Consider the following 14,017-nt stretch of genomic DNA (forward strand, 5'->3'; position numbering starts at 1 on the left):
ATGAAACATCTCACTTCGCCCGCCCTCCATGCCGCCCCGGCGGCGGTCAGGCCCCGCAGCCGGGGTACGGCCACCCGGCTGTTCCCGCTGCTGGCGGCACTGCTGACGCTGGCCGGCTGCTCGCTGGCCCCGGCCTATCAGCCACCGCAGGTCGAGACGCCGGCCGCCTTCAAGGAGGCACCCACTGCGGCGCAATGGAAGACCGCCGAACCCGCCGAAAACGCCCCGCGCGGTGAATGGTGGAAAGCCTTTGCCGATTCGACGCTCAACGAACTGGAAAGCCGTGCCGCAGCGGCCAACCAGGATCTCAAGGCCGGCGCTGCCCGTCTGAGCCAGGCCCGTGCCCTGCAACAGAACGCCCGTTCGGCGCTCTTCCCGCAGATCGGTATCGGCGCCGGAGCCACCCGCCAGCGCCCCTCGCCAGCCTCGCAAGGGCTAGCTGCAGACGCCGACACCGATATCTCGACGTTGTGGCGGGCGCAAGGCACCGTTGCCTACGAAGCCGACCTGTTCGGCCGGGTGAGCAGCAGCGTCGATGCCGCGGCGGCCACCAGTGCGCAGCGCGAAGCCCTGTTCCATTCACTGCAACTGGCCATCCAGGCCGATGTCGCAAATGCCTACTTCTCCTTGCGCGAACTCGACGCCCTGGCCGCGCTGTATGCAGACACCGTCACGCTGCGCGAGCAAAGCACCCGCCTCTTCCAGCGCCGTTTCGATGAAGGAGACATCAGCGAGCTGGAGCTAGCCACCGCCCGAACCGAACTCGCCTCGGCCCGCTCGGAAGCCATCGGCATCGCCCGCCAGCGTGCCGTGGCCGAACACAGCCTGGCCATCCTGCTCGGCGAGGCGCCGGCCGCCTTCGCCCTGCCCCCTCAGCCGCTCGACCGGGTTGAGCTGAAAGTGCCGGCCGGGCTACCGTCCACCTTGCTCGAAAGACGTCCGGACATCGCCGCCGCCGAACGCGCGATGGCCGCCGCCAATGCTCGCATCGGCACGGCGCGGGCCGCCTTCTTCCCGCGCCTCTCGCTGACCGGGGCACTGGGTTACGAGTCAGCCGAGCTGGGCGATCTTTTCAAATGGAGCAGCCGCACCTTCCTGCTGGGTCCGATGGTCGGCACGCTGCTTTCGCTGCCGGTCTTCGATGGTGGCGCTCGTCAGGCGGGGGTGGATCAGGCACGTGCCGCCTACCTCGAAGAGGCTGCCAACTACCAGCAGACGGTGCTGCGCGCGTTCAAGGAAGTAGAGGACAACCTGGCCCATCTGCGTCTGCTCGAAAGCCAGACACAGGCTCAGGACGAAGCCGTCAGCTCGGCCCGGCGGGCCGCCCGGCTATCTCAGGTCCAATATCGTGAAGGCTCGGTCAGCCACCTGAATGTGATCGATGCCGATCGCAGCGTGCTGCTGCAACAGCGCGTAGCCGTTCAGCTCGAGGCTGAACAGGCGCGGGCTACGGTCAGCCTGATCCGCGCCATTGGCGGTGGGTGGCAGGCACAGGCCGCCGTCAATTGACCCGTAAGCAGTGAAAACACCTGTGTGAGCAGGCGGGGCCAAGTCCGCCCTCACACGGGCCCCGCATTCATGATGCGGAGGCTTGCCGGGCAGAACAGTCGTCACATAAGTGAAATTCGCCCAAGCCCCAATTGCCGCGCGCTGAAGGGCATCCTCCGGTGCGGGCAACCCTGCGTCACTGCGCGTCGGCCTGCTCCGGCTCCGAGGGCTGGGCTTCTGGGCTATCGGGCAAACGCAGCACATGTCCCATCCGCTGCCGTTTGGTCTGCATGTAACGGTGGTTGTCCGGATTGGAGGGCACTTCGTGTGATAGCGACTCCAGTACCTTCACGCCCTCGCGCTCCAGCGCCTGTCGCTTGGTCGGGTTGTTGCTCATCAGCCTGATGCTGACAACACCCAGATGGCGCAGTATTTCTGCCGGCGCCGCGTAGCTGCGACGATCGGCCGGTTGCCCAAGCGCCAGATTCGCCTCGACGGTATCCAGGCCCTCATCCTGCTTGGCGTAGGCCGCAATCTTCTGCTGCAGGCCGATGCCGCGCCCTTCGTGGCCCCGCACATAAATACAGACCCCGGTGCCCGCAGCCGCAATGCGTTGCAGGGCAAGCTCCAGTTGCTCACCGCAATCACAGCGCCGCGAACCGAAAACGTCTCCGGTCAGGCATTCGGAATGCACGCGGACGAGCACCCCGGTCTGCCCCTCGACAACACCGCGCACGAGTGCAAGATGCTCCACACCACCATGCTCACGGAAGGCATGGACACGGAACTCGCCATGCGCTGTCGGCAGGACGGACTGAGAAATCTGATCAAAGATGGACATGAACTGACAAACCTGACTGCTCGAAGGCTGTTCGACAGCCGCGCTCTGAGGTGGTTCGAAAACTCCGGAGCATCCCGCCCCGAGGCTCAAGGGATAGTGATCGCGACCCACTAGCGATGTACGCCGCGCTTCCGGAGGAATCCGCTATTTTGCCCGGCCTTGTGCCCAAGCCCAAAGCACTATCTCGTCTATGCATTGCGCCAAAATCCATCGCCAGGTGATGAATTGAGTGATCCGCCCTGATTTGGGAACATGCAGCCCCTTGCACTGGGCCTGCCTCACCGGAACGCGCCAGCTCGTTGTACCCAAACAAAGGGGCGGATCGGCCATGGCGATCTGCTCAACACTTACCGTGAAATAAAGAGCGCGGCGTCTCTGCACAGCGCGCAGGCATTCAGAAGAACCAGCGCGCATAGGCTTCCAGCCGCCAGTTCGAAGTCTTGGTCGTGAACTCAGCGTTTTCCGGCCCGCCGAGCAAAATCGCCCGACTACGCAGTTCGAGATTCGAGAAGCCGGTATAGCTGACTTCGGGCTGGATCTGCCAGCTGCCGTCACCGATATTGGCCATGGTGGTCAGCGCCACGCTGCCATAAAGCCAGCCAAAGGGCTCAGCCTTGCTAGCCTTCAGATAGAGATAGTCCTGCCCGGGATTGGCTTTGGCATAGCCGGACTGAGCCACCGTGCGCGCCTTGCTGCTCAAGCTGGCTGAGGCCCCCTGAACCGTAGCGCGGTCCATGAAGGCGTAGTAATCGTCCAGCTCATCTGCCGTATAGCCACCACCATTGTGGTAGTACTCACCTATCAGGGTGATCTCGCCAAGAGTCAGGTAGCGAAGGCCAATCAGAAATGCGTTGTAATCGAGTGGCGTGCTGCTGGAGACGCCACTTTCGCTGACCGTAGTACGCGTCGCATCCAGGGTGCGCGCCCACTCGCCATGCACTTCAAGCGCAGGACTCAGGTTGCGCGAGAAGTCGGCACCGAAGCTCTGCGGACGCGCGCCCTCTCCCCGCCACATCAGATCTACATCGGTATCCCAGGCGAGCAAATAAAGTTTCGCAGCCGGATTAGGGTTCTGCTGCTTGCCAAAATCATTATTCAGGTTGTCGTTTGTGGGTACGGCGAGCCCTGTCAGACCAAGGGCGCTCACCGGCCCGGCAAGGCTGCGGTTCCACTCTACGCCAGCCATCACAAAGCCCTCCCGGCTGGCAGTAGGATCGACCGGATCCTTGGGGCGTTCCACAAACCCCACTGGGTTCCAGGCATAGCCCTTGCCCCAGCGCTGCACGCGCTTGCCAAGGTCCACTGTCAATGCAGGCCCCGCGCTCCAGCGTAAGCCACCGTCCATCAAGGCCCCATAGCTCACGCGTTCGAGCAGGGTGTCCGCCGCATAACTAGCCTGGGCTCGTGCATCGGCTGTAAAGCCGCGCCAGCTGGTCTTACCGGAAAGCTCCAGGGTGGTCGTGGTGCGATTGAGCCAGTCGCGCGGTGCTTCACCCGGGTACGCAATACGGTAAGCCGAGCTGTCGCCGCGCAGACTGAGCGTTTCGAACTTCTGCTCGAGGTAGCCGCCGAACTCGTAAGGTTTTTTCTCGAATTCGCTGGCATCGAATACAAACTCCTCTGCCTGCGCAGCCATGCCAGAGAGTATCCAGAGCATGGCCACAGCACATGCTTTCATTTACGCAACTCCTCCAGGCGCGACATGAAACCCTGCGTGAACACTTCATCGCTGACCACGCGCTTCTTCAGACCGGAGTAGAGCATCACCGACTTGTAACCCTTGTACAGCGGGCTATCCGTCTCGACCGTAGCTGGCCGCTTGATGCCGCCGCCGAAGTCCTTGATGTCCTTGAAACGCAAGGTCTTGATCAGCATGCCGCTGGAAGCAAAGGCCTCAATTTCAAGTGGCAGTACGGTTTTCTTGTCGACCACCATCTTCAATTGGTCGTAGGCGACTTCCACCGTTTTCGCCTTCAGTGTGAGCAGGTAAGTGTCGCCCTGATCTTCGGCGCGGGTTACGGTGTATTCCTCGGTGTAATCAATCCGCAGGATGTCGGCATTGCTGAACACGCCGCCGGTAATCGACTGCTGGCTGGTGATGCGCATCGGTTTGCCTACGCTGGGCACGTAGAGCCACATGTTGTCACCCTGGCGGAGCGTACTGCGGCCCTTGTCGCTGGCGGGGGAGAGAAACAGGGCGGCGACGTTGTCCTTGCCCTTCTTCACCGAGAACAGTACGAATTCCTTCTTCGTCCCGTCCGGTTCGATGTTGATGAGCTTGCGATACATCTCGTAGCTCTCCGGTTCCAGATTGCGGTCGACCTTCTGCAAGATGGCGATGCCATCAATGGCGGACTGGCTGAGCGAGGTGGCGAAGATGGCCACAGCAGCCAGTGAAAGTGCGATGAGTTTCTTCATGGTGAGTCTCCATTTAATTCAGGGACATCGGGTTCTGTAAGGCCGACTTCAGTCGGCTATCTACATCGGGTGTGTGGCTCAAGCCGCACTTGCCCAGTTACACGTGTTTCAGCGCCTGAATCGGGTCCATATTCGCTGCACGCCAAGCCGGCTGCAGACTGGCCAAGCCGGACACCAGCACCGCCAGGCACAGCACCAGCAGCACTTCGCCCGTCGCCAGATCCGGCACCAACGAGAGCTGGCTGCGGCCGTAGGTGAATTCGATGGGCCAGGCATGGAACACGGCGACCAGCGCGTAACTGATGGCCACCCCCACCACCGCACCAGCCAGCCCGAGCAGCAGCCCTTCACCGAGGAACAGGCCCATGATCTTGCCGGGTTTGGTGCCGATGGCGGCCAGGGTGCCGATCTCGCGGATGCGCTCATACACGGCCATCAGCATCACATTCATCACGCTCACCAGCACGATGGCGATCAGCATCACGCGGATGAAGAGGGTCATCAGGTCGATCATCTTCACGATGGTGGAGAAGGGCGACAACTCCTTCCAGGTATGCAGTTCGGTGGCCGGCTTGTCTTCCTTGTTTCTGATCGTGTCGAGCTGACTGGCAAGGCGTTGTTGCACTTTCTCCAGCCCGTCCAGGCTCTTGAGGCGCACGGCGATTTCCATGACTTCGGGCTTGTCCATGCGCAGCAACTCGCGTGCATCCTTGATGTGGATGTAGCCATCGCGCCCGCCGGGGCCGGTCACCTGATCGAGGATGCCGCGCACCGTGAAGGGCCGGGCATTGACCGAGCCGGAGGCGTTGGTGACGACCAGCACCACCGAGTCACCCACCTTCACCTTCAGGCCTTTGGCCAGCAAGGTGGGCAGTAGCAATTCGCCTTCCTTGACCAGTACACCGGTCTTGTCGCCATCGAGAATGCGTTTGCGCAGAGCGGGCACGGTGGCGTCTTCCGCTTCGGGTTCGATGCCGTTGAGGCGGATCGCACTGGTCTCGGCGTAGTTGGAGAACATGGCGCCCATCTTTACCCGTTTCGAGTAGGCCACCACATCCGGATCTGCCTTGAGGAATTCTTCAACCTTGTCGCTGGCCTTAGGCTGCAGGTTCATGTTCAGCGGCGAGTTGTCGGTTGCGGCCTGATAGCCTTTGCGGTGGACTTGCAGGTGGCCGAGCATGCTGTCGGTGATTTCACCGACCATGGTTTGCTTGAAGGCGCCGGCGGTAGCAACAAAAACCAGCAGAGCCACCACGCCTAGCGTGATCAGGCCCGCCGTGAGCAGGGTGCGGCGTTGATAGCGCATCAGGTTGCGCGCCGAGAGTTTCAGGGTCGCAATCATGCTGCACCTCCTTGCTGGTGGAGTGTTCCGTCTTCGAGAACGAATGTCAGTTCGGCCTCGCTCATGATCTTCGGGTCGTGGGTGGAGAACACGAAGCTGGTGCCGAAGTCGTCGCGCATCTTTTTCATCAGATTGAGGATGCGGTAAGCGGTGTCATGGTCGAGGTTGGCGGTCGGCTCGTCGGCCAGCACCAGCTTGGGTTCGCCCACCAGCGCGCGCGCCACGGCGATGCGCTGCTTTTGCCCACCGGAAATCTGGTCCGGCCGCTTGTCTGCTTGCTCGGCCATGCCGACCGCGTCGAGCATCTGCATCACGCGCTCGCGACGTTTCGCTTCGGACCAGCCGCGTACCATCAGCAACGGGTACTCGACGTTCTCGTAACAACTCAGCACCGGTACCAGATTGAAGTCCTGGAATACGAAGCCAAGATGTTGGCCGCGAAAAGCGGCAGCGGCGTTGCGTGACAAGGTTGAAATGTCTTTTCCATACACCTTCATCGTTCCGCTGCTAGGGTGATCAAGACAGCCGATCAGGTTCAGCAGGGTCGACTTGCCGCTGCCGGAAGGGCCGACGAAAGCGGCAAAGGCGCCTTCGCCGATCTCGAAATTCACGTCTTTCAGTGCCGGGTATTCGATGTCGCCCACCCGGTAGATTTTCTTGATGTGTGTCGCTTGGATCAATGACATGGTTTGTCTCCCGTTTTGATTCCTGATGCCGGATCTAGGGCGGACTTCAGCCCGCCTCCAAGCTTGGCGTGCGACTGAAGTCGTACCTACGAAAACTTGCTCAGCCGAACTTGATGAACATCTTGGAATAAGGGGCTTTGATTTTTCCCAGTGCTTCTTTGACCTTAGCCTTGTCCTGCGAGAACAGGGCAGCCTTGAGGTCTGTCACCGACTTCTGAAGGGCTGCATACGAAGCCTTGAACTCTTCATTGCCGCGAAAATCTGCCGAGGCTTCGCTGGCGAGCTTGTTGGCGAGCATTTCCAGCGCACCTGTCTGGGCGGTGAGCTCCAGAAAACCGTTAGCACCGTCGAGAATCTTCGGGCCTTCGATCAGCACATGCTCCATCTGTGCGTGATAGGCATTCATGTGGTCGCTGAACACGATCACGTTGTTGCGAGCGCGCAGCTGGGCCATTACATCACGGGCTTCTTCCAGCGTTTCGTGCGCTTCAATTAACTGCCCCTGGTCGATTTCGGCAGCTGCTTTGTCATATACCTTGCTGACCTCGGCGAGCGAATCGGCAAACTGGGTGTCGCGGTCGTAAGGAGGCGGCGCCTTGACCATGAATTGCTTGAGGATGCTGGCCCAGGTTGTGCGTGCCTGAGCAATAGCTTGTTGTGCGTCAGGCTGTGAGGCCTGGTTGGTCTTGAAGAGCGCTGCGCGGTAAGGCGCATAGGCCTTCTGCATGGCGTCGGTAAAGGGGTCAGAAGCGTTGGCTATCCCAGTCGCAAGCAGAAAGCTGAAGATCAGGGCGGGCTTGAACATGATGTTTCTCCGGTCAGCAGTAGATAACTGAAGTGTGGCTTCCCCCCGGTAGAAAACTGTTAGCAGTTTGTCCTGCTTTGTAAGCAGATGTTGCCAACGGGAACTTTGGCAACATCTGCATGCACATCACGCCGATTTCATGGTGTAGGCATTTTGGCGGGTGAGCGTGGATCAACATTAGCCTTGAGGCCACCGCTGAAGCTCTTCACATCAAAACCTTCCTGTATCAGCAGGCGAGCCGCGAAGTAGCTCATTTTTCCGAAAGCACAGACGGTAAGGACCGGACGCGTGCGATCCAGCTTGGCAAGATTGGCTCGCAGGGTTGGAAACGGAATGTTGATCACGTTTGCGGGCGCCGGGAAGGCTTCAGCCAGGGGCTGGGGGCGCACATCAACGATCTGCACCTGTGGATCGGTGGGCAATTCTGTAATGTGGCGCACCAGTCCGTCACGACGATTGCAGGCGGTGAACCCGGCGAGGTTGATCACATCCTTGGCCGAGCCGAAAGGCGGTGCATAGGCCAGTTCCAGATGACACAGATCGTCAATCGTCATGCCGCCGAGAATCGCGGTGGCCATCACATCCAGCCGCTTGTCTATGCCTTCAAAGCCGGTGGCCTGGGCACCTAGCACACGACCACTGTTAGGCTCCCACAAGATCTTGAAGCTGAGCGGTTTGGCGCCGGGATAGTAGCCAGCATGATGCTGGTCATTCACAGTGACCGTTGCATAGGGTTTGCCTGCTGCTTGCAGACGTTTTTCGCTCCAGCCAGTAATGCCGGCAGCCACCTCGAAACCACGCACGATGGCCGTACCCAGCGACCCGGGATAGGGGCGCGCTTTGTCCGCCATGAAGATGTGATCCGCAGCCACCCTGCCCTGACGATTGGCCGGCCCGCCCATGGGCACGTTGACCGGGCTGTCGATCACGCGATCGCGGGTCTGCACCGCATCACCGGCGGCGTAGATCGACGGGTCGGAAGTCTGCATGAAATCATTCACTACGATGTGGCCGCGCGGGCCAAGCTCCAGCCCAGCATCGTGTGCGAGTTCAGTATCGGGTTTGACACCGATGGAGAGAATCACCAGATCGGCGTCCAGCACCTTGCCCGAGTTCAGGTGGCAGCGCAGATGACTTTCTTTAGGCTCAAAACGTGCCACGCCATCGCCCAACGTAATCCCTATGTTGTGACGACGCAGTTCGGATTCGAGTAGTGCCGTCATCGGTGCATCAAGCTGCGGGAAAATCTGCGTCTGCAATTCCACCAACTCAACCGAGAGGCCTTTGTGGCGCAGTTGCTCAGCCATCTCGATACCGATGAAACCAGCGCCGATCACCACTGCACGCATGCCTTCATCCGTGGCAGATACGATGCGGTCCATGTCCTGCAGATTGCGCAGCGTGAACACGCGATGATCGTCTATGCCAGGCAGCGCCGGGCGCAGTGGTGAAGCGCCGGGGGCCAGCATCAGCTTGTCGTAGCTAATCCATTCGCTGCGACCATCGGCGAGATACTTCACCTCCACGCGCTTGCCGGCTCGGTCAATCTTCACGGCCTCGCAACCGGTACGCACATCAAGATTCAGCAAGCTCTTGAGACTGGCTGGAGTCTGTACAGCAAGAGCCGTGCGATCGCAGATCTCTCCGCCTACGTAATAAGGCAAGCCACAGTTGGCAAAGGACACGTCCGGCCCGCGCTCGATCATGATGATTTCGGCATGCTCATCAAGACGGCGCGCACGCGCAGCACAGGAGGCCCCAGCGGCCACGCCGCCAATAATCAGCAATCGGTTTGAGGTGCTCATGGCAGATCCTTTCGGCGAGTGAGTGGAAGTTTTGCCGTTCAGTACTTCAACTGGACACTTATCCGGCTGCCTGTGGCAGGCAGATCAAAGGCGCTATCGGCAAAGGCGGGTGGGCCGAAGACAGCAGGATTGTTGGAGAGGCCATAGCCTTCAAGCGGGAACATCCCCAGGCGCAAATCCAATTTGCCACTGGCATTTTCATCGTGATAGGCCATCAACGCGTAAGACCCGGGCGGAACATCCTCAAATCGCAGCAAGGCTTTACCGCTCTGTGCCGGCACGACCAGCACACGAAAGGCCTGCGCCTCCTTGCGGAATGCGTCTTGAGGACGATAAAGGCTTGCCCGCAAGCTGCCACTGGCATTGCGCACACCGGCCACTTCGACCTCCAGCGAGCCACTGGTTGGGGTTTGCGCCTGCACCGTGAGCGCACAGAACAGAAAGAAAACAGAGAAGAGGCGATTCATCGTGCACTCATCCTAGAAAAGGGGAAGCCCAGCGCACGATATCCTGCGCCGGACGGGCACCTGCTTCGCGTGCCACTTCGTTGCCGGCCTTGAAGAGGGCTAAGGTGGGAATACTGCGGATACCGAAACGTGCGGCGATCGTCGGTTGGGCTTCGGTATCCAGCTTGGCTAGCAAAGCACGGCCATGCAGCAAGCGCGCCGCCTCAGCATACATCGGCGCCATGCTCCGGCAGGGACCACACCAGGGCGCCCAGAAATCCACCAACACCGGCAGGCCATTACGCGCAATCACGGCATCAAAACTGTCTGCTGTGAGCACGACTGGCTCAGCCGGAAGAATCGGCTGCTTGCAGGCTCCGCAGATCGGACCATCCTGAAGACGCCCGGCTGGCACGCGGTTGATGGCCTTGCAGTGGATACACACGATCTCCATCACGCTTCTCCGGTAGACAAACCAAGACGATATTATTCTACTATTTGGTTATATAGCAATCTTAAAACTCAAAAGCTAGTAGCACTTACCGGCACCATGACATATGCAAGTTCGGTCAGTGCGAAGAGTTCGCGATGGCATGGAGTCTGGCTACACAAGTGAAAGTCGCCGATCGTGAATACGGTTCAAGCGCTGGCATGTCCAGGAAAATCAGGATTTCACCGAGCAAGATGAAGAGCTCCTGTTTCACGCCATCAAGCAGGCAGCACAGCTGGAGGTCTGCGCCGACAAAGTCGCACCCCTGAATCAGCAAGATCTAGTCAATGAACAGTCAAGCTTGAGGCTGCGAGTAGACGATGCCTGGCATAGGGCCAGGCCATGGTGGTCACGCACATCCTCTCTCTTCCGCAAGGTGTTTCAGGCGGCCTTCACGAAGGATAAAGCTGGCCCTGATGTGGGGGCATCGCTCACCGCATTCGGCGTGAGTCAATGGGTGCGCAGGGCTGCCGCGAACAAAAGCGATCATTGCTTATGCATGATTTTGTTATTAGCAATGCGATTTTTATTCGTTCTCTTGATAAACGGTGTTTCATAAAGTGTCCATGTCGCCTCACTCAACAATGAAAGGACACCCCGATGAAGTTCTCCCCGCGCAAGAAAGTGCTCGCAGCCGCCCTCTTCAGCCTGCTCGGCGCAGCGCAGGCACTGGCTGACGTCACCCTGCTGAACGTTTCCTACGATCCGACCCGCGAACTCTACGAAGACTTCAACAAGGCCTTCGCGGCGGACTGGAAAGCCAAGACCGGCGAGACCGTCACCATCAAGCAATCGCACGGTGGTTCGGGCAAGCAGGCGCGTGCCGTGATCGATGGCCTTGAAGCCGACGTCACCACTCTGGCCCTGGCTTACGACATCGACGAGATTGCCAGCATCGCCAAGACTCTTCCCCCAGACTGGCAGAAGCGCCTGCCCCACAACGCTTCCCCCTACACCTCGACCATCGTTTTTCTGGTCCGCAAGGGCAACCCGAAAGCCATCAAGGACTGGAATGACCTGACCCGCAAGGGCGTCGACATCATTACGCCGAACCCCAAGACCTCGGGCGGTGCGCGCTGGAACTATCTCGCAGCCTGGGCCTATGCCCTGCAGCAACCGGGCGGCAATGATGCCAAGGCCAAGGATTTCGTGAAGAACATCTTCAGCAATGTGAAGGTACTCGATTCCGGCGCCCGCGGTGCCACCACCACCTTTGTCGAACGTGGCATCGGTGACGTGCTGCTGGCCTGGGAAAACGAAGCCTATCTGGCAGTGAAGGAACTCGGTCCGGACAAGTTCGACATCGTGGTGCCCTCGATCTCCATCCTGGCTGAGCCGCCGGTTTCCGTGGTGGACAAGGTCGTCGATCGTCGCGGCACTCGCAAGGTGGCCGAAGCCTACCTGAAGTATCTCTACTCGCCGGTCGGCCAGGAAATCGCAGCGCAGAACTACTATCGCCCGATCGATCCGGCCATTGCCAAAAAGTATGAAAAGCAATTTACCAAGGTGAAGCTGGTCACCATCGACGAAGTCTTCGGCGGCTGGCAGAAAGCCCAGAAGACCCACTTCGCTGACGGCGGCGTCTTCGACCAGATCAGCATTCGCTGACAGCACGCGCTGTTCCAAGCCAGGCGAGGCTGCGTGCAGCCTCGCTCTTTCCTGCGGAGGGCCTTACGCCATGTCAAAAATCCTGATCGTTCCGGGCCTGCATGGCAGCAGCCCCGAGCATTGGCAGAGCTGGCTGGAAACAAAGCTCCCGGGCACCCTGCGCATCGAACAGGATGACTGGGCCACGCCCCATCTGCCGCGCTGGGCTGGCGCCATTCGGCATGAACTGGACCGCGCCAAGGGGCATGTCTGGATCATCGCCCACAGCTACGGCTGCCTCGCAACAGCACTGGCCACCACTGGCTATCAGAACAAGGTTGCGGGCATCATGTTTGTGGCGCCTGCGGACCCGGACAAATTCGATGTGGCCAGCTATCTCGCCCACGAAAAACTCGCGTTCCCGAGCGTCGTCGTGGCTTCCAGCAATGACCCATGGATGCGCCTGACGAAGGCCGCCTACTGGGCAGACCTGTGGGGCGCACGCCTGATCAATCTCGGCAATGCCGGGCATATCAACGTGGATTCAGGCTTTGGCGCATGGCAGGAAGGACTCGATATCTTCGAGCAGTTGCGCAAGACGCAGTCCGATCTGCCGCTGGGTACGCTGGACCCTGATTTCCGCTTCGATGCAGGGAAGAAAACGCCAGCCACCCGGAAGTCCCGCCAGTTCAATCAGCGCCTGCAAGCGAACTGGCACCGCTGGCTCTATGGCGACGAAAAACCCGTCGTGTGAAGGCCACCGCCCTCCTCATCCACGGGCGTGTGCGCCACCTCATAACCATTCTTCTCGAGCAAACGCCGGGCTTTGACGAGGCGCGCCTGCAAGCGACAGAAGCGCAGGCTGCTGCGATAGTCATCCGGGCTGTTGGCCAGATCCAGGCCATTGGCGGCCAGCCAGCCACGAATGATGTTTAGACTCTTGCCACCGATTCCCGGCATGCGTGACAGCGTGTGATAGTCCAGCAGCGCGACATCTTCGGGCGTGAAATCACGCCGCTCCAGCAAGGCACGCAATGCGTTGATCTGACGGGTGTTCAATACACCTTCTGGCATGGCGGGAAGAGCTCCTGATGGCGAAGAGGGGTGGAGGGTTTCCTTGATAGTAAACAGGCACACACGCTGAGCCGAACGAATAAATCACGATGTACTTATTCAACTTTCAGCCCCCTGCCCGCTGAACACCGCACGGCGAATCAGCATCTGCCCAGCCCCCGGCCACGACCGGTATAAACTTTCCTCCTCTCACCACGCCTCATCCGCAGCATGCCCATCCAGTCCAAACTCCCCGCCGTCGGCACCACCATCTTCAGCGTGATGAGCGCACTCGCCGCCGAGCATGGCGCGATCAACCTGTCGCAAGGCTTTCCGGATTACCCCTGCGACCCGGCCCTGCTGGAGGCCCTCGCCGCTGCCGCACATGCCGGCCACAACCAGTACGCACCGATGGCAGGCCTACCTGCCCTGCGTGCTGTGATCGCCGCCAAACTCCAGCTACAGCATGGCATTGCAGTCGATGCCGACAGCGAAATCACTGTCACCGCCGGCGCTACCCAGGCATTGTTCACGGCCATTGCATGCGTGCTGCAGGCGGGCGACGAAGCCATCCTGCTCGATCCCTCCTACGACAGCTATGCCCCAAGCATTCTCGCGCAAGGCGCGAAACCGGTGCATATCGCACTCATGGCACCGGACTTCAAGGTGGACTGGGAACAAGTGGAGCACGCGGTGACGCCGCGAACCCGACTCATCCTGATCAACAATCCGAACAACCCGGCGACCTCGGTGTTTTCAGCGGCCGATCTGGATGCGCTGGCCGCGATAGCCGAGCGCCATGATCTGCTCGTGCTGGCCGATGAAGTCTATGAACACCTCATCTACGACGGTGCGACCCATCAGAGCGTGCTGACTCATCCAGCCCTGCGTGCACGCAGCTTCGCGGTGTATTCCTTCGGCAAGACCTTTCACGCCACCGGCTGGAAGATCGGCTACTGTGAATCGCCCCGGCTTCCCTAGACTGCTCCGAGCTTCATGAAATACTGCTTTTCGTAGTCTATCGGAGACATGCCATTTGCGTGGCTATGTCGCCGT

The 14,017-nt window shown here is 60.0% G+C and carries 14 protein-coding genes; 4 read left to right on the forward strand and 10 right to left on the reverse strand.

What is annotated here, in order from left to right:
* Complete coding sequence (locus C0V76_RS19035; protein ID WP_101944511.1) at positions 1-1,509, forward strand: efflux transporter outer membrane subunit; 1,509 nt, start codon at positions 1-3, stop codon at positions 1,507-1,509.
* Between the two features lie 175 nt (positions 1,510-1,684).
* On the opposite strand, the gene ribA is transcribed toward C0V76_RS19035, so the two are convergent.
* The 9 genes from ribA to trxC form a co-directional block, all read right to left on the reverse strand.
* Complete coding sequence (ribA, locus tag C0V76_RS19040; protein WP_101944495.1) at positions 1,685-2,329, reverse strand: GTP cyclohydrolase II; 645 nt, start codon at positions 2,327-2,329, stop codon at positions 1,685-1,687.
* Positions 2,330-2,723: 394 nt separating this feature from the next.
* On the reverse strand, positions 2,724-4,007 hold the full coding sequence (locus tag C0V76_RS19045; RefSeq protein ID WP_101944496.1) for a hypothetical protein: 1,284 nt from the start codon (positions 4,005-4,007) through the stop codon (positions 2,724-2,726).
* Positions 4,004-4,747 carry an outer membrane lipoprotein-sorting protein gene (locus C0V76_RS19050; RefSeq protein WP_101944497.1) on the reverse strand — a complete coding sequence of 248 codons (744 nt, stop codon included), beginning with the start codon at positions 4,745-4,747 and terminating at the stop codon, positions 4,004-4,006. The genes C0V76_RS19045 and C0V76_RS19050 overlap by 4 nt, the downstream gene beginning before the upstream one ends.
* Before the next feature lie 97 nt (positions 4,748-4,844).
* Positions 4,845-6,089, reverse strand: coding sequence for an FtsX-like permease family protein (locus C0V76_RS19055; protein WP_101944498.1), 1,245 nt, complete (start codon positions 6,087-6,089; stop codon positions 4,845-4,847).
* Positions 6,086-6,775, reverse strand: coding sequence for an ABC transporter ATP-binding protein (locus C0V76_RS19060; RefSeq protein ID WP_101944499.1), 690 nt, complete (start codon positions 6,773-6,775; stop codon positions 6,086-6,088). Before C0V76_RS19060 ends, C0V76_RS19055 begins: the two co-directional genes overlap by 4 nt.
* A gap of 100 nt (positions 6,776-6,875) precedes the next feature.
* Entirely contained in the window at positions 6,876-7,580 is a 705-nt protein-coding gene (locus tag C0V76_RS19065; protein ID WP_101944500.1) for a hypothetical protein, read from the reverse strand.
* Between the two features lie 137 nt (positions 7,581-7,717).
* Positions 7,718-9,385, reverse strand: coding sequence for an FAD-dependent oxidoreductase (locus C0V76_RS19070; RefSeq protein WP_101944501.1), 1,668 nt, complete (start codon positions 9,383-9,385; stop codon positions 7,718-7,720).
* Positions 9,386-9,423: 38 nt separating this feature from the next.
* Positions 9,424-9,852, reverse strand: coding sequence for a DUF2141 domain-containing protein (locus C0V76_RS19075; protein ID WP_101944502.1), 429 nt, complete (start codon positions 9,850-9,852; stop codon positions 9,424-9,426).
* A 7-nt stretch (positions 9,853-9,859) separates the two neighbouring features.
* Positions 9,860-10,285 (reverse strand): thioredoxin TrxC, encoded by a 426-nt coding sequence (gene trxC / locus C0V76_RS19080; RefSeq protein WP_101944503.1) that lies wholly within the window; start codon positions 10,283-10,285, stop codon positions 9,860-9,862.
* Between the two features lie 636 nt (positions 10,286-10,921).
* Between trxC and C0V76_RS19090 the strand changes: the two genes are divergently transcribed.
* Positions 10,922-11,929, forward strand: a complete 1,008-nt coding sequence (locus tag C0V76_RS19090) for a sulfate ABC transporter substrate-binding protein (RefSeq protein WP_101944505.1) — start codon at positions 10,922-10,924, stop codon at positions 11,927-11,929.
* A 70-nt stretch (positions 11,930-11,999) separates the two neighbouring features.
* On the forward strand, positions 12,000-12,662 hold the full coding sequence (locus C0V76_RS19095; RefSeq protein ID WP_101944506.1) for an alpha/beta hydrolase: 663 nt from the start codon (positions 12,000-12,002) through the stop codon (positions 12,660-12,662).
* On the opposite strand, the gene C0V76_RS19100 is transcribed toward C0V76_RS19095, so the two are convergent.
* A complete protein-coding gene (locus C0V76_RS19100; protein ID WP_101944507.1) occupies positions 12,635-12,982 on the reverse strand; it encodes a hypothetical protein in 348 nt (115 codons plus the stop codon). The genes C0V76_RS19095 and C0V76_RS19100 overlap by 28 nt on opposite strands.
* A gap of 210 nt (positions 12,983-13,192) precedes the next feature.
* Here C0V76_RS19100 and C0V76_RS19105 point away from each other — a divergent pair, with 210 nt between their 5' ends.
* The gene (locus C0V76_RS19105) at positions 13,193-13,942 is read left to right on the forward strand and encodes an aminotransferase class I/II-fold pyridoxal phosphate-dependent enzyme (RefSeq protein ID WP_101944508.1); all 750 of its coding nucleotides are present in this window, start codon (positions 13,193-13,195) and stop codon (positions 13,940-13,942) included.
* Positions 13,943-14,017 lie beyond the last annotated feature (75 nt).

Origin of the sequence: Uliginosibacterium sp. TH139 (genome assembly GCF_002855595.1) — a bacterium.
In the GTDB taxonomy this organism is placed as follows: domain Bacteria; phylum Pseudomonadota; class Gammaproteobacteria; order Burkholderiales; family Rhodocyclaceae; genus Uliginosibacterium; species Uliginosibacterium aquaticum.